Genomic DNA, 19,836 nt, shown 5'->3' with positions numbered 1-19,836 from the left:
GTATGGACCTGCGGGCCCTCCACACCCGACACCTCTTCGCTGCCGTCGTGTTCCTCGCCTCGACGCTCGTGCTCGCGTTACAGTTGATCAACCCGTCGCCCGTGATGGTCAGGGTCGGCGAGAACGGGACGAACGTCGCCGAACTGGGCGGCTACTTCCGATATCCCGACGTGGCCGTCGTCGCCGCTTCGGCGTGTTCGCTCGGCGCGAGCGGAACCTACCTGCTGCTCGCCGACCGACCGGATGCCGGCGACGACGACCTGACGCCGACGGCCGACCGCGACGCTCCCGCCGAACCGGTGGCCGCCGACGGGCGGGCCGACCCGGGACCGAGCGACGAACTGCTCGAAGCCCGCCGCCAGGAGTGGGAGGAGACCGCCGAGCGGCTGGCGAACAACGAACGCGAGATCTACGAGACACTGCTGGCGGCCGACGGCGTCCTCCCCCAGAGCGACATCGTCGATCGGACGGCCCTCTCGAAGGCGACGGTCAGCCGGGAACTGGACAGCCTCGAAACCAAGAATCTGGTCGAACGCAAGCGCCGCGGCATGGGCAACGTGGTGCTGTTGCAGTAACCGAACCCGTCGCGAAACCCGTTTTCACACGTTCCAGAACGCGTTTTCAACGGATAGCTAAATGGACTTTCGTCTAACCCCTGACCGAGTGACGCGGGCGATATCGGTTGGGGCAGTCGCCCCTGGCCCCCGCGCACTCGTCGATACGATGCGAACGAAGCTGATCGCGCTCGCACTCGCGGTGACGGTCGCCATCGGAACCGGTGGCATCGTCGCCGCACACGGTGTGAGCTCCGACGGTGCGGACACGCACGGCACGACGACTACCTCGACACCGACGACCGAGGCCGGCGGCTACGAGTTCGCCGTCGCCGACCAGGGAGACTGGTTCAGCGGCGACCGCGCGGACGCCCGCCAGACAGTGGCCGCACTCGTGGCCGCCGACGACGCCGCCGCCGACCGACTCGGGGCCCTCTTCGACGAGGGCGACCGGCTTCGGATGGACGTGTACGGGGCTCTCCAGTCCGACGACGACAGCGCACACGTGCGCGTCTACCCCGACCGGTCCTCGGCGACCGGCGACCCGCGTCCCCTCCTCGAACTGACGGTCGATCTCGAGACGGAGACCGTCGAGGTCGTCGGCGTCAGCACCGACCCCGTCGAGGCCGACGACGCGCGCTCGGCCGACGAGTCGACCGCTGTCGATCTGAACGACAGCACCGTCTCGGTGTCCCCGGACGGACACTTCGAGCTCGACCGCGACCGGACCGACACGACCCTCGACACCGACGCGGCCGTGGACCTCGACGTGCCTTCGGAGAACATCACCCGGAACGGGTCCATCGTCAGGTTCGACCTGCCCGCGGACGCGGCGACGGTCACGGTCGGCGACGACATCGAGATCGTCGACGAGGCCGACGAACTGACGAACGCCGAGATCGACCGCATCCGCTCGCACCTCGCGAACGACTCGGACGCCAGAGCGTCGCTACGGGACCGCTTCGGTGACGACACCACCGTGGTGCTCTCGGTCGGTGGCGTCGACCCGTCCGGCGACGTACACATGGACGCGACCGCTCCGGGAGATAACCCCGAGACGGCCGTCGTCGTGGACCGAACCGATGGGGACGTCTCGGTCGAGTCCGCCCACCTGCTGACGGCGGACCAGTTCTCGGCCACCGAGTACGACGTGGAGAACGTCGAACAGGCCCCCTGACGGAGCGGCGACCCGCAACTACCCCACGCGCTCTCCCCCTCATTTTTACGGGCCCAGACAGCCGACGGCAGCCAATCTGACGACGAGCGCCGCCAGGAAGACGTGCTCGGCGTCGATCACGGCCCCAGAGAACAGCGACCCGCGGTCGCGAGATCGATAGCGCTCGGGACCCGGCGGAGCCTCGACGCACCGAACGCTCGACCCCACCACGGAATAAATTACCAACAATAAAGTGAGAAAATTAATCACTCAGGAAATCGAGTGGACAGTCGACATGGGGACGAGTCACATGGGGGTATCGCGGATCGAGGAGTACTACACGGAGAGCCACTTCGACTACAAGTTGCTCTGGGCGCTGGAGGACAGTCACGGGCTCCACGCGGGGTACCACGACGGGCGCGACCGATCACACGCCGAGGCGGTCGAGAACATGAACCGGGAACTGGCCGATCGGGCGGGGATCGGTCCCGACGATCGCGTCCTCGACTGCGGGTGTGGGGTCGGTGGGAGCAGCGTCTGGCTGGCGACCGAACGGGGCGCGACGGTCACGGGCGTCGACATCGTCCCGTTGCAACTCCGCGAGGCCCGCACACTGGCCGCCGAGGCGGGCGTCGCGGACCGCGCCACGTTCACGCGCGGTGACTTCACCGACCTGCCGGTGGCCGACGACTCGGTCGACGTGATCTGGGGCATCGAGGCGATCTGTCACGCCGAGGACAAAGCCGAGTTCGTCGCGGAGGCCGCGCGCGTCCTCCGGCCGGACGGGCGTCTGATCGTCGCCGATGGGTTCCGAGCGGTCGATTCGATGACGCCCAGCGAGCGCGAGTCGATGAACGTGTGGCTCGACGGCTGGGCGGTGCCGAACCTGGCGACGCTGGACGGGTTCCACACTGCCCTTACCGACGCCGGGTTCGAGACTGTCGAGAGTGTCGACGAGACCGGTCAGGTGCTGCCGTCCTCGCGGCGGCTCTACTGGGCCAGCCGGCTCCTCCGGCCGTTCGGACGCGTCGCGAGCGCGGTCGGCCTGCGCAACGAGACCCAGGAGGACAACCGGCGGGCCGCCCGTTACCAGCACGAGACGCTCACGGACGGGCTGTGGCAGTACGGGATCGTCTCGGCGAAACGCTAGAACCAGTCAGACGTTGTCGGGGGTCTCGGCGTCGTCTTCGACGGAGCGTTTCATCGAGTCACGGCGGCTCTTGGCGTCCCGACCCGTACACTCCTCGAGGAAGTCGTTTTTCGCGTCGACCGCGTCCGCCGCGGCGTCTGCTTTCCCCTCCGCGATGACGTCTTCGGCGGGCCGTTCCACGAAGTCGACGCCCAGTTTGTCCTTTTTGCCGTCGTACTCGACGGTGCCAGCGGTGATACGGTCGAAGACCGGATTGTCCGGATCTTCGACGACGTACAGGTCGCTGTCCTTGTACTCCACGGTCCCCGACACCTCACCGAAGAAGTCCTCGATCTTGGCCTTCATATCCGGTACTCGCTCTTCGAGGTGCTCGCCCCGACGCATCTTGTACTCCCGCATGAGGAGACCTATGGACAGGGTTCGGTTTACTCTTTTCGCGTCGCGTCCTCGGCCCGATGTTCGAGGCTCCCCCGCCGACAGGACGGGCAGAAGTCGCCCGCACGCAGCGAGGACTCCTCGACGAGCGTCGTGAACCCACACTCCGGACAGTAGAACTCGCCTTCCGGCACGGTGACCGTCGCGGCCCCCGCGGGCTCCACGTCGCTGTCGATCCGCTGGGTCAGGCTCTCGCCCGGCTCCCACTCCTCGTCGTCGCCCTCGTCCTCCTCGGGCCAGTCGACTTCCGGTGCCTTCGCGGACTCTTCCTCGTACCCGTACTCGTCGGGCCACTCTTCGGTCTCCGCGGATTCGGCCGCCGGCTCCGGCTCCTCGGTGTCCTCGACCGCCTCCGTGGCGGCCCGTTCGATCGCTTCCGGCTCGGGTTCGGCCTCGTCTTCGGGCGCGCCCTCGTCTTCGGGCCACTCCCCGGGCTCGCGCTCGGGCTCATCGTCGTCGTCGAGGATGACCGCACCGTCGTCCTCGCCCGTCGGTTCGTCCTCGACACCTGTCTCGCCCGCGGTCGCGATGTCCGGTTCGGGCTCCGGTTCGGGTTCGTCGTCGACCGTCGCCGCGTCGTCACCGTCGCCACCGGCGTCGAGCAGTTCCGCGTCGTCCTCGGCCGCGCCCATGTTCGGGCCGGGTGGAGGTGCCTGCGCGTCGGGTTCGGCGGTTTCGGCCGCCGGGTCCGACTCGGCCGCTGACTCCGGCCCCGGTTCGGTCTCGGTGTCGGGGTCGCCCTCGTCCGAGGCCGCCAGCGAGGTCACCTCCTTGTTCTCGGAGACGACCCGTCGCTTGCCACACCGCTCACAGACCTCGACTTCCTCGATGGTGATGACGACTTCGCTACCCTGTTCCTCGCGTTCCTCCTCGACCTCCGTCCCGCTGAACTTGTGCCCGAGTAGCGAACACTTGATAGCCATTGACACGATACTGGTCGCCCGCCAATCTTAAGCCTACTGCTTGGGTGTCTGACACCTGTCACTGCCGGCGAATCACGCCAGCGGTGACCGGACTGCGAATGACGGACCGCTGGCACGTCTGGACTGGCCCACGGGCGTCTCGAAGTCTTAAGACCCACCCGGCCGAACGGTGTCCTATGAGAGCCAAGCGGGAGTATCGCGACCGTGCCGAGACCCAGGTCGCGATACTCGACGCTCTCGCGGACCGCCGCGACGACGGGATGACGGTGTTCGAACTCCGGTCTCGGGTGGACGCGGACATCGACGAACTGGAGACGGCCCTCGCGGACCTCAAATCCGACGGGCTGATCGAGGCCACCGAGGAAGACGACCGCACCGTCATCCTCCCCGAAGACCACGCTATCGGACAGTACGACCCCGACGAGGAACCCTCCCTGCTGGACCGAATTCGATCCTGGCTCGGGCGCTGACGAATCCGGCAATTTAACGCCGCCGAGCGTCCATTACCTCACAATGACTGTTCTCGAGGCCGTCCACGAGTCCCACGGTGCGACCTTCCGCGAGCAGGGAGGCCGTCGCGTCGTCGATCACTACGGTCGTCCCGAGCGAACCCACGCCGCCGTCCGCCGCGTCGTCGGCGTCTGTGAGTTCGGCTACGGCGTCGTCACCGTCACCGGCGACGACCGGATCGACTTCGTCGACAACGCCGTCTCCAACCGCGTCCCGTCGACCGACGGGCAGGGCGTCTACGCCCTCCTGCTCGACCCGCAGGGCAAGGTCACGACCGATATGTACGTCTACAACGCCGGTGAGCGCCTGCTCGTGTTCACGCCCCCGGCCCGCGCCGGCCCCATCGCCGAGGACTGGGCCGAGAAGACCTTCATCCAGGACGTGGAGGTCGAGGTTGCGACCGACGACTTCGCCACCTTCGGCATCCACGGTCCCAAGGCCACCGAGAAGATCGCCAGCGTCCTCAACGGCGCGGCTTCGCCCGACCGCCCCCTCGAATTCGTCCGCGGCTCGATGGCCGACGTCGGCGTCACCGTGATCCGCGACGACGGGCTCGCCGGCGAGGAAGGGTACACCGTGGTCTGCACCGCCGACGCCGCCCGCGACGTGTTCGATACCCTCGAAAACCGCGGGATGAACGCCGCGCCCTTCGGTTACCGCACCTGGGAGTCGCTCACGCTGGAGGCCGGCACGCCACTGTTCGACACCGAACTCGAGGGCGAGATCCCCAACGTGGTCGGCGTCCGCAACGCTCTGGACTTCGAGAAGGGCTGTTACGTCGGCCAGGAAGTGGTTTCCCGGGTCGAGAACCGGGGCCAGCCCAGCCGTCGCCTCGTCGGCCTCACCGTCGATGCCGTCCCGGAGGCCGGTGCGGCGGTCTTCGCCGGCGACAGCGCCGTCGGGGCGATCACCCGGGCCGTCGACAGTCCGACGCGCGAGGAACCCCTCGCGCTCGCGCTGGTCGACTACGACACTACAGGTAACCTCTCGGTCAGAATCGACGGCGAGGAACGGGCCGCCGCCGTCGTCGACCTGCCCTTCGTCGAAGGCTCCGACGCGTCCGCCCGGCTCCCGACCTATCCCGATACCGAGGACTGAGCTTCCTACCCCAACAGCTTGCGCAGTTGCTCGGTCGAAAAGAGCGTCGTCGGGCGGTCCATGTGGACGGCGATCTCGCCCGAGAGCGCTCGCATACCGGCACGCTGGATCGGTTCCGGCACCGAGTAACCCGCCCGGACCAGTTTCCCGAGTCGGATCTCCGTCCGCAGGTCCGCCCGCCAGGCGTCCTCGTAGTCGCCCAGCGTTCCCGGATCGGCGGGGTCGATCTCTCGGGCGGCGTGGTCGGCCGCCGTCATGCCGTAGAGGATGCCGCCGCCGGTGAACGGTTTCGTCTGGCCGGCCGCGTCGCCCAGCAGGAAACTCCGCCGCCCCGTCACTCTCGGTGGTGGGCCGATGGGGATGAGGCCCGAACACCGCCGGTCGGTCTCGACGCCGTAGTCGTCGGTGAACTCCTCGAAGCGTGCCCGTACGTCGTCACCCGGTGGCGTCGCCAGGCCGTACTCGACGCCGGCGTCGCCGCGGGGGATGCGCCACGCGAAGAAGTCGGGAACCGTGAGGTGCACGTCGACGAAGTCGTCGTGGTCGGGGTCGTCGGTAAAGCCGAGCACGCCGTGGAGCATCTCCTCGGGGTCGGGGAGGGCCAGTTCCGAGCGCACGCGGGACTTCGGGCCGTCCGCGCCCGCGACCATACGCGCTTCGTAGGTGTCGGTGCCGTTCGGCCCGCGCGCCCGGACCCGGACGGCGTTTCGCCCCTCGGTCACGTCGACGACCGTGTGTTCTTCCCGGAGGTCCGCGCCGGCGTCCCGCGCGGCCTCGGCGAGCGTCCGGTCCAGTCCCACCCGGTCGATCACGTTCGAGACGACTTCTTCCTTGTAGAAGGGGTAGCCGTCGCTGTCGGGACCGCCCGTGTGAAACCGCGCCCCGTACACCTCGTTCTGGAGGAGGTCCTCGCGAGCACCATGTGGGGTGTAGTCCCAGATGTCCGTGCTGACGTGGCCCGAACAGGCCAGAGGCTCGCCGACTCGTCCCTGCTCGAAGACGAGGACGTCGGCTCCGTCCGCGGCGGCCCGGCGCGCGAACCGCGAGCCCGCCGGCCCAGCCCCCACCACCACGAAGTCGTACATACCCGTTTGATACCCGCCAACGCCCATATACCTTCTCGGTCGCCGCCGAGGGTTTATATTCCAGACCGTGACCAGTCTCGTCCGTGCCCTGACTTGCGCCGTGGTACGGTCCGCCGTCGCGCGACCGCCCGTGTCACGACCGTCCCCGGTCGCCTGCTCGCCACCCACCGTCGGTGACGACAGTGTCGACGCTGCCGAACACGAAGCGCGTCCCGCGTTCGTACTCCCGGTCCAGTTCGACGGTCCAGCCGTGGGACTCGGCCATCGTCCGGACGATGGAGAGACCGAGTCCCGTGCCGTCGCCGCTGGTCGTGTAGCCGTACTCGAAGATGTCTCCTGCGTGTTCGTCGGGGATGCCGGGCCCGTCGTCGGCGACGTAGAAGCCGTCGGCAGTGGCCCCGACCTCGACGGTCCCGTCGTCCGGTCCGTGTTCGACACTGTTCCGAAAGAGATTCTCGAAGATGCTGAGGAGGTTGCTCCGGTCGGCCTGGAGCCGTCGGTCGCCGGCGACGGTCAGCGTGGCGTCGTCGGTGTCGACGTTCGCCCAGGCGTCGCGGGCGGTGGCTCCGAGCTCGACGGGACCGGTCTCCTCGACGGTCTTGCCCTCGCGGGCGAGTGTGAGGATGTCCTCGACGATGTCTTCCATCCGGTCGAGGGAGTCCTGCGTCGAACTGATCCGTCCTTGGGCACGGTCACGGTGTTCGGGCGTCACGTCCCACTCGTCGAGTTCGAGGGCGAGCGACTCCGTCTGACCGCTGGCGACCGCGATGGGGTTGCGCAGATCGTGGGAGATCGTCGTCGCGACCTGATCGAGGCGTTCGTTCTGTTTCTGGAGTTGCCAGCGTGACTGTTCGAGATCCGTCACGTCGCGAAACAGGATCGCATACCAGCCGACCGCACCGGACCGGCCACGGGTGATCGGTGTCGTCGTGACCGAGTAGTGGTGTTCGGTCCCGTCGTGCGCCAGTGTCAGCCGGTCGGTCGTCGCCGCCTTGCGGTCGGCCGGGAGTTCGATCCGGTCGGCCAGCGACGGGAACGCCGCGGCGAAGGGCGCGCCCTTCTTCTCGGGGAGGGCCGGCCAGGTATCCAGCGCCGCGGCGTTGTAGTCGACGAGGCGACGGTCGTCGTCGAGGACGAGCACCGGGTCGGTGAGATACTCGACGACAGCGTTGCGCGCGACGGGCAATACGTCGAGCAGGTCGAACCGGAAGAGTCCGAACGTCGAGAAGACGACGTAGGGCAGCGCGCCGAACGTCGCGTGGTGCAGTCCGTCGGCCGGCAGGAGACCCGCCTGCCCAAGTAGCTCCGCGACGCCGATCGACAGCCCCCCGAGCAGGATCAACAACACCTGTGTTCCCGATCCCGTGCCCGTCGCCAGCAGGTAGTTCGTCAGGACGAACCAGCTGTAGCCGATCAGGCCCAGCAGGACGGTGAGGATGACGACCAGGCCGACCCCGTGTTCGATGACGACGTACGGGAACGGATCGTCCACGACGACGAGATCCGTCCACAACAGATTCGTGACGCCGAGGAAGTTCAGCGGCGCGAGCACGAGCAGGCTCCCCATCACGCCGACCAGTGTCGCCTGGACGCTCCGGCGCTCGTGGAACTCTCGGCCGGTGTAGACCGAGACGAAGACGATGTACGCCGCGAACGAGGCGAACAACAGTATCGCCTCGACGATGGCGACGACCCGCTGGAGCCCGGGATCCCCAAGCCAGAGGTGCAGGAACGTCGCCGCCATCCAGAACGCGCCGACGCCGAGAACACCCGCGAACCATCTGGCACCGCGTCGGTCCCATCGGTTCGAGTAGATCCAGTAGAGCAGCGACGAGCCAGTGACAAGCGTCACTATCGGCCAGGCGAGATACGCGAGCCACACCACCGACGGTCCCACAATGTCTGAACGTCGGTGATCCGCCACATCAAACCTCGATCGATATCAGCACGTGATAACGCGGCCCACGGACGGGGTGGCTGTTCACCCGCTGGGCTCCGCCATCGCCGGCTCATTCACCCGCTCGTTCTCGATCCCGGTGAAGACGAGCCGGGTCCCCTGGTCGTACTCGCGATCAAGTTCGACGGTCCAGCCGTGGGACTCGGCCATCGTCCGGACGATGGACAGTCCGAGTCCCGTGCCGTCGTCGCTGGTCGTGTAGCCGTACTCGAAGATGTTGTCCGCGTGTTCCTCGGGGACGCCGGGCCCGTCGTCGGCGACGTAGAAGCCGTCGACGGTGGGGCCGACTTCGACGGTCACGTCGTCCGGTCCGTGGTCGAGGGCATTCCGGAAGCAGTTCTCGAAGATCGTGAGGAGTTTGCTCCGGTCGGCTTCGAGCGTGCGGTCGTCGGTGACAGTCAGGGTCGCCTGCTTCGTGTCGACGTTCGCCCAGGCGTCACGAGCGGTGGCCGCCAGCGCGACGGGTTCGGTCTCGTCGACGGTCTTGCCTTCGCGAGCGATGGTGAGGATGTCGTCGATGATGTCCTGCATCCGGGCGGCGGCATTGTCGACGCTGTCGAGCTCTTCGAGAAGTTGCTCGCGGGTCTCGGTGTCGATGTCGAGGTCGTCGATTCGTGTCGCCATCAGCTCCAGGCGGCCCGTCGTCACGTTGATCGGGTTCCGGAGGTCGTGAGAGATGGTCGAGGCGACCTGGTCGAGACGTTCGTTTTGCTTCTGGAGTTGCCAGCGGGACTGTTCGAGTTCCGTGATGTCCCGCAGGAGGATCGAGTACCAGCCGGTCCGTTCGTCGCTACTCTTCGAGACGGCCGAGACGGTGACCGAGTAGTGTCGGTCCTGCTCGTCGTAGGTCAGCGAGAGCTCCTGAGTCGTGTCCTCGTCCCCGGGCGGAACGGCGATCGCCTCGGACAGCGCCGGACAGACCCGTTCGAAGGCCGCCGGTACCTCGTCGGCGATCTCGGGCCAGACGTGCGTGGCGGCTTCGTTGAAGTCGACGACGCGCCGACGGTCGTCGACGACCAGCACGGGGTCTCTGAGGTCCTCGATGACGGTGTTACGCGCCACCGGTTTCACGTCAAGCAGGCCAAAACGGAACAGCGAGACGGCCGTCAACAGGTAGAAGGGGAGCAGGCCAAACGGCGCGTGACTGAACCGGAGCGGAAAGACGGGCGTGTACTGGCTCATCGCGTCGAAACTCATGATCGACAGCGCACCGATGACGAACATCGTCAGTTGGACGCTGGACTGACGACGCGTCGCCAGCAGGTGATTCACCATCAGGTAGATGCCGTAGGCCGCCGGCACCTGGATGAGGACGATGATCGCCGCGAACACCGGTCCGCGCTCGACCACGAGGTAGGGGAACGGCTCGGTCACCATCTCGAAGTTCGCAAACAGGAGCTGGTGGCTCCCGTTCGTGGGCGCGAGCACCAGATACACCACGAGAGCCCCACCGAACAGACCCTGGACGACCCGCTTCCGGTGGAGGTCGTTCCCGGTGTACGTCGAGACGAACACGACGAACGCCCCGACCGTCAGGATGGCGCTGAGCGCCCCGATCAGGTACCCGACCCGTCTGAACCCCGGTCCGACGGGGAGCAAAAAGACGAAGATAGCCAGTGCCCAGGACAGACCGGTCCCCAGCATGAGCAGGAACCACTGTGCACCCTCACGATCCCACTGCCGGGTGTACACCCAGTAGCCGACGACCGTCTGGGTCGCAACGGTCACCGCCAGGACCCCGAGGTAGATCGCCAACAGCCCGGCCCAACTCTCCGCCATGGCCCCTATTCAGGACTGCAGTATTTCAAGTGTTGTCCCGGTTCTCAACCCTGAAAGACGAGCCGGTCGAGCCCCACGCTCGCGGGTCGTTCCTCCCCGCTCACGTATTCGGAGTTCCTCCCGACGGTCGGAACTCTCTAGTCGTCCCCAGTCCCAGTCGCTTCCGCGTCGCCCTCGGCGACCGCCGGTTCCCGGTCGCTCCGTGGACCGTCCAGTTCGACCGCGGGCAACAGGTCGCGCAGGTACCGCCCGGTGTGGGACGCCTCCGTGCGAGCGACCTGCTCGGGCGTACCGCTGGCGACGACTTCGCCGCCGTTCTCGCCCCCCTCGGGCCCGAGGTCGACGATGTGGTCGGCGTTCTTCACGAGGTCGAGTTCGTGTTCGATCACGACCACGGTGTTGCCGTCGTCGGTCAACCGGTGGAGCACGTCGATCAACCGCCGTTCGTCCTCGGGGTGGAGCCCCGTCGTCGGCTCGTCCAGCAGGTACAGCGTCTCGCCGCTGTCTTTCTTCCCGAGTTCCTCGGCGAGTTTCACGCGCTGGGCCTCCCCGCCCGAGAGCGTCGTCGAGGGCTGGCCCAGCCGCATATAGCCCAGGCCGACGTCTTTCAGGAGCTTCAGCCGCCGGCGGATCTGTGGGTGACTCTCGAAGAACTCGTAGGCCTCGGCGACGCTCATCTCCAGCACGTCGGCGATGGTCTCGCCCTTGTAGGTCACGTCCAGCGTCTCGTCGTTGTAGCGGGCCCCGCCACACTCCTCGCAGGGCACCTGCACGTCGCTGAGGAAGTTCATGTCGATCTTGACGGTGCCCTGGCCGCCACACTCCTCACACCGGCCACCCTTGACGTTGAAGGAGAACCGCCCCTTCTCGTAGCCGCGCTGTTTGGCCAGCTTGGTGTCGGCGAACAGCTCCCGGATGTGGTCGAAGACGTTGGTGTACGTCGCCGGATTGGACCGGGGCGTCCGCCCGATGGGCGACTGGTCGATCAGCCGGACGGTCTCGATCTGCTCCAGCCCCTCGATGTCGTCGTGGTCGCCGGGGTCGACGGAGGTGTTGTCGTTCATCCGCCGGGCCAGCCCCTTGTAGAGCACGTCGTGCATCAGCGTGGACTTGCCCGACCCCGAGACGCCAGTGATGGCCGTGAAACAACCGAGCGGGAGGTCGACGTCCACGTCGTCGAGGTTGTGCTGGCGTGCCCCTCGGATCGTGATGTGGCCGTCGGCGTCGCCGCTCGCTCCGTCCGAGCCCTCCCCTCGGTCGGGCTCCCGGCGCTCTCCCGGAACGTCGATGAACCGGTCGCCGGCGAGGTAGTCGCCGGTGATCGAGTCCTCGGAGTCCTTGACGTCCTCGACGGAACCGTTGACGACGACCTCGCCGCCCTGCTTGCCCGGCCCGGGCCCCATATCGATGATGTTGTCGGCCCGCCGCATCGTCTCCGTGTCGTGTTCGACGACCAGCAGGGTGTTGCCCAGATCGCGCAACTCTTCCAGGGTGTTCAGCAGGCGGTCGTTGTCCCGCTGGTGGAGGCCGATGGAGGGCTCGTCCAGCACGTACAGCACGCCGACGAGGCCGGACCCGATCTGGGTGGCCAGCCGGATGCGCTGGCTCTCCCCGCCCGACAGGGTGGAGGCTTCCCGGTCCAGCGTCAGGTACTCCAGACCGACCTCGCACATGAACCCGAGGCGGGCGCGGATCTCCTTGAGGATCTCCTCGGCGATCTTGGTGTCTCGTTCGTCCAGCCCGGCTTCCATCCCCTCGAAGTGATCGAGGGCGTCGCCGATGGACATCCGGTTGACTTCGGTGATACTCGTGTCGGCCACCAGCACCGCCCGGGACTCGGCTTTCAGACGCGTTCCCTCACAGGCCGGACAGGTGGTGACGGCCATGTACTCCTCGATGTGTTCGCGGGCGCGGTCGCTGTCGGTCTCGACGTGACGACGCTCCAGGTTGTTGATGACGCCCTCGAACCGCTCGGTCTTCTCACGGGTGCCGTTCTTGGTCGTCCACTCGAAGTGGACCACGTCGTCGGTCCCGTAGAGGAACTGCCGCTGGATGGACTCGTCGAGGTCCTCGAAGGGCGTGTCCAGGTCGACTCCGAAGTGTTCGGCCACGTTGTCCAGTTGCCGGGAGTAGTAGGTCCGGTTGTAGCTCCAGGGCTCGAAGACGTTCTTGAGGGGTTTCGAGGGGTCCTGAATCACCAGGTCCTCGCTGACCTCCTTGGTCGAGCCGATCCCCTCACACTCCGGACACGCGCCGTGGGGCGAGTTGAACGAGAACGAGCGGGTCTCGATCTCGGAGATGTCGATTCCACAGTGGGTACAGGCCAGGTCCTCCGAGAACTCGACGACGAGACGGTCCTCGGCGCTCGCGCCGTCCTCGTCGGCGTCGGCGAGATCGCCCGTCGAGCGTGCGCTCGCACCGCCGAGTTCGGCGTCCGCTGGCGGATCGGGGAGGATCACCTTGAGGACGCCCTCGCCCTTCTGGAGGGCGGTCTCGACGGAGTCGGTGATCCGCGAGCGGGCCTCGTCGCTGACCGTCACGCGGTCGACCACCACGTCGACGGTGTGGTCGTAGTTCTCGTCCAGATCCGGGCGATCCATCGTCAGGTCGTAGCTCTCGCCGTCGACCTCGACGCGGGCGTACCCCTCGGCGACGAGATCGTCGAACAGGTCCTCGAAGGCCCCCTTCTGGTCGCGGACGACGGGGGCGGCGATCTTCGCACGGGTCCCCTCCGGGAGGTCGAGAATCCGGGAGACCATGTTCTGGGCGCTCTGTTCGCCGACTTCGCGGCCACACTCGGGACAGTGGGGCGTGCCGACGCGGGCGTACAGCAGACGGAGATAGTCGTGGAGTTCGGTGACGGTGCCGACCGTCGAGCGCGGGTTGTTGGCGGCGTTTTTCTGGTCGATGGAGATGGCGGGCGAGAGCCCCTCGACGTTCTCGACCTGGGGTTTGTCCATCTGGCCCAGGAAGTTGCGGGCGTAGGCGCTCAGCGACTCGATGTAGCGCCGCTGGCCCTCGGCGTAGACCGTCTCGAACGCGAGCGAGGACTTCCCCGACCCCGACAGCCCCGTCACGACCGTCAACTCCTCGCGCGGGATGGTCACGTCGACGTCCTTGAGGTTGTGTTCCTCGGCCCCGCGGACCTCGATGTGCTCTCTGGTCATTGTACGCGGTCACGGTCCGGTCCAGTGAAACCCTGTCGGTTCCCGCCAGCGGGGTGGCTCGAGGAAAAGGCTCATGCAGACACGATTTGACGGCGGAATATGGCGACCACGAGCGAGTACGACATCGAGGGGCTGGACCTCACCGACGACAGCTACACCGTCGAACAGAGCCTGATCCGCAACAAGTACAAGGCGATGGAATCGAACGGCGAGGTCGTTCTCCGGGGCAAACAGAAGCTGTTCAAGCTCAAGGAGAAGTTTCCGTTCGTCGACGACCAGGGTGCGGACGTCTTCGAGGTCGAGGCCACCGGGATGCTCGACGTGGCCGGCAACTACGTCCTGCGTGACTCCCGGACGGACGAGGACCTCGTCGTCCTCGACAACGACTTCTCGATCTTCCAGGACACCTGGACCGTCCGGGACGCCGCGGACGGACGGGAACTCGCCCGCATCGACTCCCGGGGGGCTGTCGTCACCCTCATGCGAAACCTCCTCCCCTTCGGCTGGCTGATCCCCCACAAGTACGAGATTACCGACGCCAACGGCGCCCACGTCGGGACCATCGAGGGCCAGCTATCCGTCCGGGACCGCTACGAGATCAGCATCGACGACGCCACCGACGTTCCGAAAGAACCCATCGTCGCCGCCGCGATGGTGATCGATGCGATCCAGGGGAACTGACGCCGCTCCGCCGTTATCGCTCGTGGAAATTGGGATCGGCGTTCAGCGCCCTTCTACGCAGAAATATCATCGGTGAAAACACGTTCTCACTGCCTGTAGCACCCCTTTCCGTGCGCGAACGGTGGCCCTGCTTTATTGTGGCCGGTCTCGTTCTCGACGATAATGCCAGCGACAGTCTACGCAGTTGCCGGCGGCAAGGGCGGTGTCGGCAAGACGACTACGGCGGCGAACCTCGCGGCGACGTTGCGGGCGACGGGTCGGGAGGTCGTCCTCGTGGACGCCGACCTGGCGATGTCGAACCTCCAGGGGATCATCGGCATCGACCACGATCCGACGCTACACGACGTCCTCGCCGGGAACGCCGACCTCGAAGACGCTATCGTCGGCGAGTCGGCCGACGCGCTCGACGCGGCCGGCAGACTCGACGTGTTGCCCGGGGCCAGCGAACTCGACGCCTTCGCGGCCGCCGATCCCAGCGGGATCACGGAGGTCGTCGACGTGCTGGCCGGTCGGTACGACGTCATCGTCCTCGACACCGCCAGCGGCGTCTCCCGGGAGAGCGCCATCCCCATCGAGGCGGCCGACGAGACCATCGTGATGACCACCCCGGACCGCGCCGCGGTGCTGGACGCGAAAAAGACCGCCGAGTTCGTCCGCGGGCTCGACTGCTCGGTCGCCGGCCTCGTCGTCTCCCGGACCTGTCAGGGGCTGACCGACGAGGAGATCGTCGAGACCGTCGGTGTCGATCACCTGGCGACGATCCCCGACCTCGACGTGCCCGGTGCCGACCCGCTGATGCCCTACCGCACGCTGGTCGTCCGGTTGCTCATCGGCCACGAGGTGGCGACCGACCCCGCCGCAGTGCTGGACATCGAACCCGGACAGACGCCCCGGATCACCAGTACACTGGAACCGACGCCCGAGAAATCGGCGACGACCGTCGAGGTGAGTGCGCCGGCGGCCGGGGCGTCCGGCGGGGACGACGTGCCCGCCGAAACACCCGCCGACGGCGACGAGTCGGTCGCCGACGAAGAGGCGACCGACGACACCGAGAGCGAGGAACACGAGGGTCGGTTCGGTCGGTTCGTCGACGCGATCGGTCGGTAATCGTTCTATCTTCTGCGCGCCGCGCTGACCGCGGCCTGCCCGCACAGGCTCCCGCCGACGCCACAGAGCAGGCCGTAACTGAGGAGGTACAACACCGTGGCCGCCCGGGACGGCTGGTAGAGGACGTTCTCGACCTGCAGGGAGAACGCGAAGGTGCCGGCCAGTGCGATCAGGACGTACCCCGTCCCGACTGCCATCCCGGTCGCGAGTGTGGCCCCCATGCTCCGGCGGACGGGAACCCGGACGACGGTGAACAGCGCGCTCGCAACGGTGATGACGACCACCGGATAGAGCCGGAAGAGCAGGGTGTGCTCGACCTGTGGCAGATAGTCGATCGTCAGCGGGATGCTGCCTGGCAGTGCCGTCGTCACACCGGTCACGACGACGTTGTGCGCGTTGTAAAACAGGAAACCGACCCGAATCGGCAGGCTCCCTTCGGGCAGCGACAGCGACCCCACGACTGCTACCGCGAACAACCCGAGGTAGCCCAGTACGAACGCCCCGAAACCGGCGCTGAAGGCCGGAAACCAGGGGAACGTTTCGAGCCAGAACTCGACGCGTACGTCGAGCGGTAGCTCCTCCCGATCGACGCCAGTTTCCCCAACCGGTACGGCGACCCGCTCTTCCTCCGTGGCCCTCGGTTCTTTGACTGTCACATTGTCTCACATTCACGCAGTTGGAAAAAAGCGTTCCGCCGTCAGACTCGTTCGGGCAACCACCCACCCGACACCTCGACGTTCGCGCCGCTGAGATAGTCGCTGTCCGGCGCCAGGAAAAAGAGCGTGGGCTGGATCAGGTCCTCGAATGCCGCCGGTCGGCCCCGCGGGAGGTCGTCGGGGAACTCGTCGGAGTTCTCGACGACGTACGGTGAGACCGCGTTGACCGTGATCCCGTCGTCGGCCGTGTCGGCCGCCAGCATCCGCGTGAACATCAATACGCCCGTCTTCGCGACGAAATAGGGGAAGTTCTTGGGGCTGACCAGCGCCCGCTCGGCGCTGGCGTACCCGATGTTGACGATCCGCCCATCCCCCGCCGCTCGCATCCCGGGGAGCGCCCGCTTCGAACAGAGGTAGGTCCCGTTGAGATTGGTCTCCAGTACGGTGTTCCAGGTGTCGAAGTCCATCTCCGCCCAGTGGACCGGCGCGAACGCCCCCACGTTGTTGACCAACACGTCCACGGTGTCGAGGTCTGCCTCGACCGTCGAGAAGAGCGCGTCCACCGCGTCGGGATCGGTCACGTCGGCCTGGACCGTCGTCGCGGCGACGCCCGCTTCGCGGGCACGTTCGGCTACCTCGGCCGCCGCCGCGTCGCTCGTCCGGTAGTGTACGGCCACGTCGGCTCCACAGGCCGCGATGGCGAGGACGAGTTCCCGGCCGACGCCGTTCGCGCTCCCGGTCACCAGTGCCGTCCGCCCCGAGAGGTCGGGTGTGAGCATACCACCGATAGCGTCGCCGGGCGCTTAATCGGCCCGCCCTGCGACCGAATCGCCGGTCAGTCCTCGGTGGTCGTGTCCGCGTCGGCGGGTGGGTCCGTCGTCTCCCCGTCGCTTTCGGTCTCGGCTGTCTCGCCGTCGGTCGGTTCGCCGTCGGCGGTGGTCCCGTCACCGTTCGCGCCGCCGTTGGTCGTGGCGTCGGGTTCGGGCTCCGCGTCGGTGCCCAGCAGTGAGTCGGTCAGCGACGCCTCCCCCGAGGCCGCGGCCGTGTCGGGATTGGGCGTCCCGGTCGCGGGTTCGGGACCGAGGTCCGGCGATGGCCCGCCCCCGCCCGTGGTCGCCGCCGGACTGTCGTCGTAGCCGACGAAGCGGTCCCACAGCACCAGCGCCGCCGGGAGGACGAAGATCGACGTGAGGAACGAGTAGACGATACTGATCGCGGTCAGGATGCCGAACTGACCGATAGCGGGGAACAGTGCCAGCGCCAGCACGCCGATGCCGAAGGCCGTGGTGAGCATACTGCCGAGCAACGCACCGCCGGTCCCCCGGACCGTCCGGTCCAGGGCCGTCACGAGGTCGTACTCCCGACGCTCGTCGGCGAAGCGGTGGGTCACGTGGACCGAGTAGTCGATCCCGAGCCCGATGGTAATCGCCAGCATCGTCGCCGTGATCGCGTTGAACGGAATGTTGGCAAAGCGCATCGTCGCCGCGACCAGCGAGACTGTCGTGACGATCGGGATCACGTTGGCGATGCCCAGTGTCGCCCGTCCCTCGATGACGTAGTAGACGAGCAACAGGAACACCGTCGCGCCCAGCAGCGCCAGCGCCAGGCTCTCGACGGCCGACATGAAGATCACGTCCGAGACTGCCTGGAAGACGACGATCTGGCCGGTTGCGACGGTGTGGAACCGGAAGCCGTCGGCCATCTCGCGGGCGTCGGCCGTGACCTCGGCCTGTTCCGCGCCGGACTCGACCGTGTAGACGACGCGAGTACTCCGGCGGTCCTCGGTCATGTAGTTCAGCGCCTGTCCGCGGGCCGGCGAGGACAGTAGCGCGTCGTAGACGTCGCCGAGGTTCTGGTCCGGAATCCCGTTGTCGTTCCGGTCGTTGCGGTCGACCAGCTGGGCGAACGACTCGTTGCGCTCGGCACGGTCCTGGATCACCGTGACGATGCTCGTCGAATCGGCGTGGCGCCCGTCGTCCGTGATGACGGTGTCGGGCGGGTCGTCCCCTGCCCGATGGATACTTTCGAGCGCCGTCGGCTTCTCTAACTGCCCTTCGACGTACATCGTCACCGAGTCAGACTGGGTGGAGTCGAACTTGTCCTCGAGGAAGTTCGTCGTCTCCGTGACGGTGTACTCGTGGGGGCGGAACGGTTCGGGCAACTCCATCACCCAGTCGGGGTTGTCCTCGGGCGGGAGGAAGTCCTCCTGGGCGAAGGACGTGCTGACGCCGGTGGCGTAGTAGCCCGCGCCGGCAGTCCCGAGCAGGATGAGGATCAGGAAGATGGCGGGCGCGCGGTTGGCGACGACGACGCCGAGCCGGAGGACGCCACTGAGTGCCGATCCCTCCGATCCCATCGGCGTCTGACTGAACGTCGGGATCGGAATCCGGTCGCGCCGCCGGTCGAGCCACACCTTCGCCGCCGGGAGGAAGATCCCGAAGATCAGGAAGGTGAAGACGATCCCCACGCTCGCGACGATCCCGAAGTCACGGATCGGCCCGAGGTCGCTGATGAGGTTGGCGGCGAACCCGATGACCGTCGTCCCGGTGACGATGAAGAAGGCCACGATCAACTGATCGGTCGTGACCCGCATCGACTCCGAGATCGAGTAGTCGTGTGCCCGCTCCTCACGGTACCGATTGATCGCGTGGATACCGAAGTCGATCCCCACCGCCAGTAACAGCGGTGGCACGGAGATCAACATCTGGCTGAACGGGATCCCGGCCAGGCCCATGAACCCGAACGTCCAGATGATCCCCATCGCCAGCGCGACCACGCCCAGCAGCAGGTCGAGCAGGTCTCGATACGCGATGATCAGGAAGAACGTGATGAAGATCACCGCGGCCGGCACGACGATCAAAAGCGAGTCGAGGATGACGTTCGAGAACTCGTTGGCCAGCACGCCCGAGCCGAACACCTGAATCGACCCCTCGACACTGGAGACGACGAAGATCGACTGTTCCTGGATCGGCGTCAGCGGACTGGAGCCGCCCTGGCCCGACCCCGAGGACAGGCCCGCGGGGACTTCGTGGCTCACCGACCCGATGGTCGCCGTCGCGGTCGCGGACTTGCGGTTGAAGTCGTTGCTCAGGAGGCCGGAAAACTGCGGGCTCCGCTCGGCCGCCTGCGCGACCGCCCGGTCGATCTGGCCGGCGGTCGCATCCTCGACGGCGTCGATTTGCGCGTCCAGCGTCGTCGCCGACGGATCGAGCTGTGTGGCGACGATACGGGCCGCACTCGCCGTCGAGCTCACGCGCAAGGAGTCCCGTTCCTGAAGTCGCTCCTGGGCGCGTAACATGTTCAGGAGCGACTCCCTGTCGAGGACGTTCCGGTTGTGCTGGATGAGCGACGTACTCCCCGTGTCGGCAGCGAAGCTGGGGGAGAACTTCTCGTTGACCTGGGTGAAGGCTTCTTCGGCCGGGAGGCCGGTGGTGAACTGCGAGGTCCCGGCTGAGGTCCCGACGCTACCCAGCCCCATCGTGAACAGGGCGGTCACGACGAGGAACGCGAGGATGATCCGGCCGGGCCGTTCGACGATGGTCTCGTCGATCCGGTCGATGACGCGCTGGTGGTCCATG

Annotated in this window: 17 protein-coding genes; 7 read left to right on the top strand and 10 right to left on the bottom strand. The window is 67.0% G+C overall.

Features of this window, described 5'->3' with window-relative positions:
* Positions 1–2 precede the first annotated feature (2 nt).
* Together BMX17_RS10020 and BMX17_RS10015 are read left to right on the top strand one after the other, a co-directional pair.
* Positions 3–575 (top strand): helix-turn-helix transcriptional regulator, encoded by a 573-nt coding sequence (locus BMX17_RS10020; RefSeq protein ID WP_092659569.1) that lies wholly within the window; start codon positions 3–5, stop codon positions 573–575.
* 148 nt (positions 576–723) lie between these two features.
* Positions 724–1,731 (top strand): hypothetical protein, encoded by a 1,008-nt coding sequence (locus BMX17_RS10015; protein ID WP_092659567.1) that lies wholly within the window; start codon positions 724–726, stop codon positions 1,729–1,731.
* Positions 1,732–1,776: 45 nt separating this feature from the next.
* Here the strand turns inward: BMX17_RS10015 and BMX17_RS26050 are convergent, their stop codons facing one another.
* Entirely contained in the window at positions 1,777–1,941 is a 165-nt protein-coding gene (locus BMX17_RS26050; protein ID WP_170845378.1) for a hypothetical protein, read from the bottom strand.
* Between the two features lie 79 nt (positions 1,942–2,020).
* On the opposite strand from BMX17_RS26050, the gene BMX17_RS10010 reads away from it, so the two are divergent.
* Positions 2,021–2,860, top strand: coding sequence for an SAM-dependent methyltransferase (locus BMX17_RS10010; protein WP_170845377.1), 840 nt, complete (start codon positions 2,021–2,023; stop codon positions 2,858–2,860).
* Positions 2,861–2,866: 6 nt separating this feature from the next.
* On the opposite strand, the gene BMX17_RS10005 is transcribed toward BMX17_RS10010, so the two are convergent.
* Both BMX17_RS10005 and BMX17_RS10000 read right to left on the bottom strand, forming a co-directional pair.
* A complete protein-coding gene (locus tag BMX17_RS10005; RefSeq protein ID WP_092659563.1) occupies positions 2,867–3,259 on the bottom strand; it encodes a DUF5611 family protein in 393 nt (130 codons plus the stop codon).
* A gap of 26 nt (positions 3,260–3,285) precedes the next feature.
* Positions 3,286–4,218 carry a DUF7093 family protein gene (locus tag BMX17_RS10000; RefSeq protein WP_092659561.1) on the bottom strand — a complete coding sequence of 311 codons (933 nt, stop codon included), beginning with the start codon at positions 4,216–4,218 and terminating at the stop codon, positions 3,286–3,288.
* Between the two features lie 176 nt (positions 4,219–4,394).
* On the opposite strand from BMX17_RS10000, the gene BMX17_RS09995 reads away from it, so the two are divergent.
* Both BMX17_RS09995 and ygfZ read left to right on the top strand, forming a co-directional pair.
* A complete protein-coding gene (locus BMX17_RS09995; RefSeq protein WP_092659559.1) occupies positions 4,395–4,688 on the top strand; it encodes a DUF6432 family protein in 294 nt (97 codons plus the stop codon).
* Positions 4,689–4,731: 43 nt separating this feature from the next.
* On the top strand, positions 4,732–5,826 hold the full coding sequence (gene ygfZ, locus BMX17_RS09990) for a CAF17-like 4Fe-4S cluster assembly/insertion protein YgfZ (RefSeq protein ID WP_092659557.1): 1,095 nt from the start codon (positions 4,732–4,734) through the stop codon (positions 5,824–5,826).
* A 5-nt stretch (positions 5,827–5,831) separates the two neighbouring features.
* Here the strand turns inward: ygfZ and BMX17_RS09985 are convergent, their stop codons facing one another.
* The 4 genes from BMX17_RS09985 to uvrA form a co-directional block, all read right to left on the bottom strand.
* A complete protein-coding gene (locus BMX17_RS09985) occupies positions 5,832–6,911 on the bottom strand; it encodes a geranylgeranyl reductase family protein (protein ID WP_092659555.1) in 1,080 nt (359 codons plus the stop codon).
* A gap of 133 nt (positions 6,912–7,044) precedes the next feature.
* The gene (locus tag BMX17_RS09980) at positions 7,045–8,808 is read right to left on the bottom strand and encodes a sensor histidine kinase (protein ID WP_170845376.1); all 1,764 of its coding nucleotides are present in this window, start codon (positions 8,806–8,808) and stop codon (positions 7,045–7,047) included.
* 84 nt (positions 8,809–8,892) lie between these two features.
* Positions 8,893–10,647, bottom strand: coding sequence for a sensor histidine kinase (locus BMX17_RS09975; RefSeq protein WP_092659551.1), 1,755 nt, complete (start codon positions 10,645–10,647; stop codon positions 8,893–8,895).
* Positions 10,648–10,784: 137 nt separating this feature from the next.
* On the bottom strand, positions 10,785–13,814 hold the full coding sequence (uvrA, locus tag BMX17_RS09970; protein WP_092659549.1) for an excinuclease ABC subunit UvrA: 3,030 nt from the start codon (positions 13,812–13,814) through the stop codon (positions 10,785–10,787).
* A gap of 99 nt (positions 13,815–13,913) precedes the next feature.
* On the opposite strand from uvrA, the gene BMX17_RS09965 reads away from it, so the two are divergent.
* On the top strand, positions 13,914–14,495 hold the full coding sequence (locus BMX17_RS09965; protein ID WP_092659547.1) for an LURP-one-related/scramblase family protein: 582 nt from the start codon (positions 13,914–13,916) through the stop codon (positions 14,493–14,495).
* Between the two features lie 162 nt (positions 14,496–14,657).
* A complete protein-coding gene (locus tag BMX17_RS09960) occupies positions 14,658–15,602 on the top strand; it encodes a MinD/ParA family ATP-binding protein (RefSeq protein ID WP_092659545.1) in 945 nt (314 codons plus the stop codon).
* Between the two features lie 5 nt (positions 15,603–15,607).
* Here BMX17_RS09960 and BMX17_RS09955 read toward each other — a convergent pair whose 3' ends face one another.
* The 3 genes from BMX17_RS09955 to BMX17_RS09945 are packed head-to-tail and all read right to left on the bottom strand — an operon-like array spanning position 15,608 to position 19,835.
* A complete protein-coding gene (locus BMX17_RS09955; RefSeq protein WP_092659543.1) occupies positions 15,608–16,258 on the bottom strand; it encodes a DUF7978 family protein in 651 nt (216 codons plus the stop codon).
* A gap of 41 nt (positions 16,259–16,299) precedes the next feature.
* A complete protein-coding gene (locus BMX17_RS09950; protein ID WP_092659541.1) occupies positions 16,300–17,037 on the bottom strand; it encodes an SDR family NAD(P)-dependent oxidoreductase in 738 nt (245 codons plus the stop codon).
* 56 nt (positions 17,038–17,093) lie between these two features.
* Positions 17,094–19,835 carry an MMPL family transporter gene (locus BMX17_RS09945; protein WP_092659539.1) on the bottom strand — a complete coding sequence of 914 codons (2,742 nt, stop codon included), beginning with the start codon at positions 19,833–19,835 and terminating at the stop codon, positions 17,094–17,096.
* Between the last annotated feature and the right edge of the window lies 1 nt (position 19,836).

This window comes from Halorientalis persicus, assembly GCF_900110215.1.
Classification (GTDB): domain Archaea; phylum Halobacteriota; class Halobacteria; order Halobacteriales; family Haloarculaceae; genus Halorientalis; species Halorientalis persica.
This window is presented reverse-complemented; position numbering and strand designations above follow the sequence as displayed.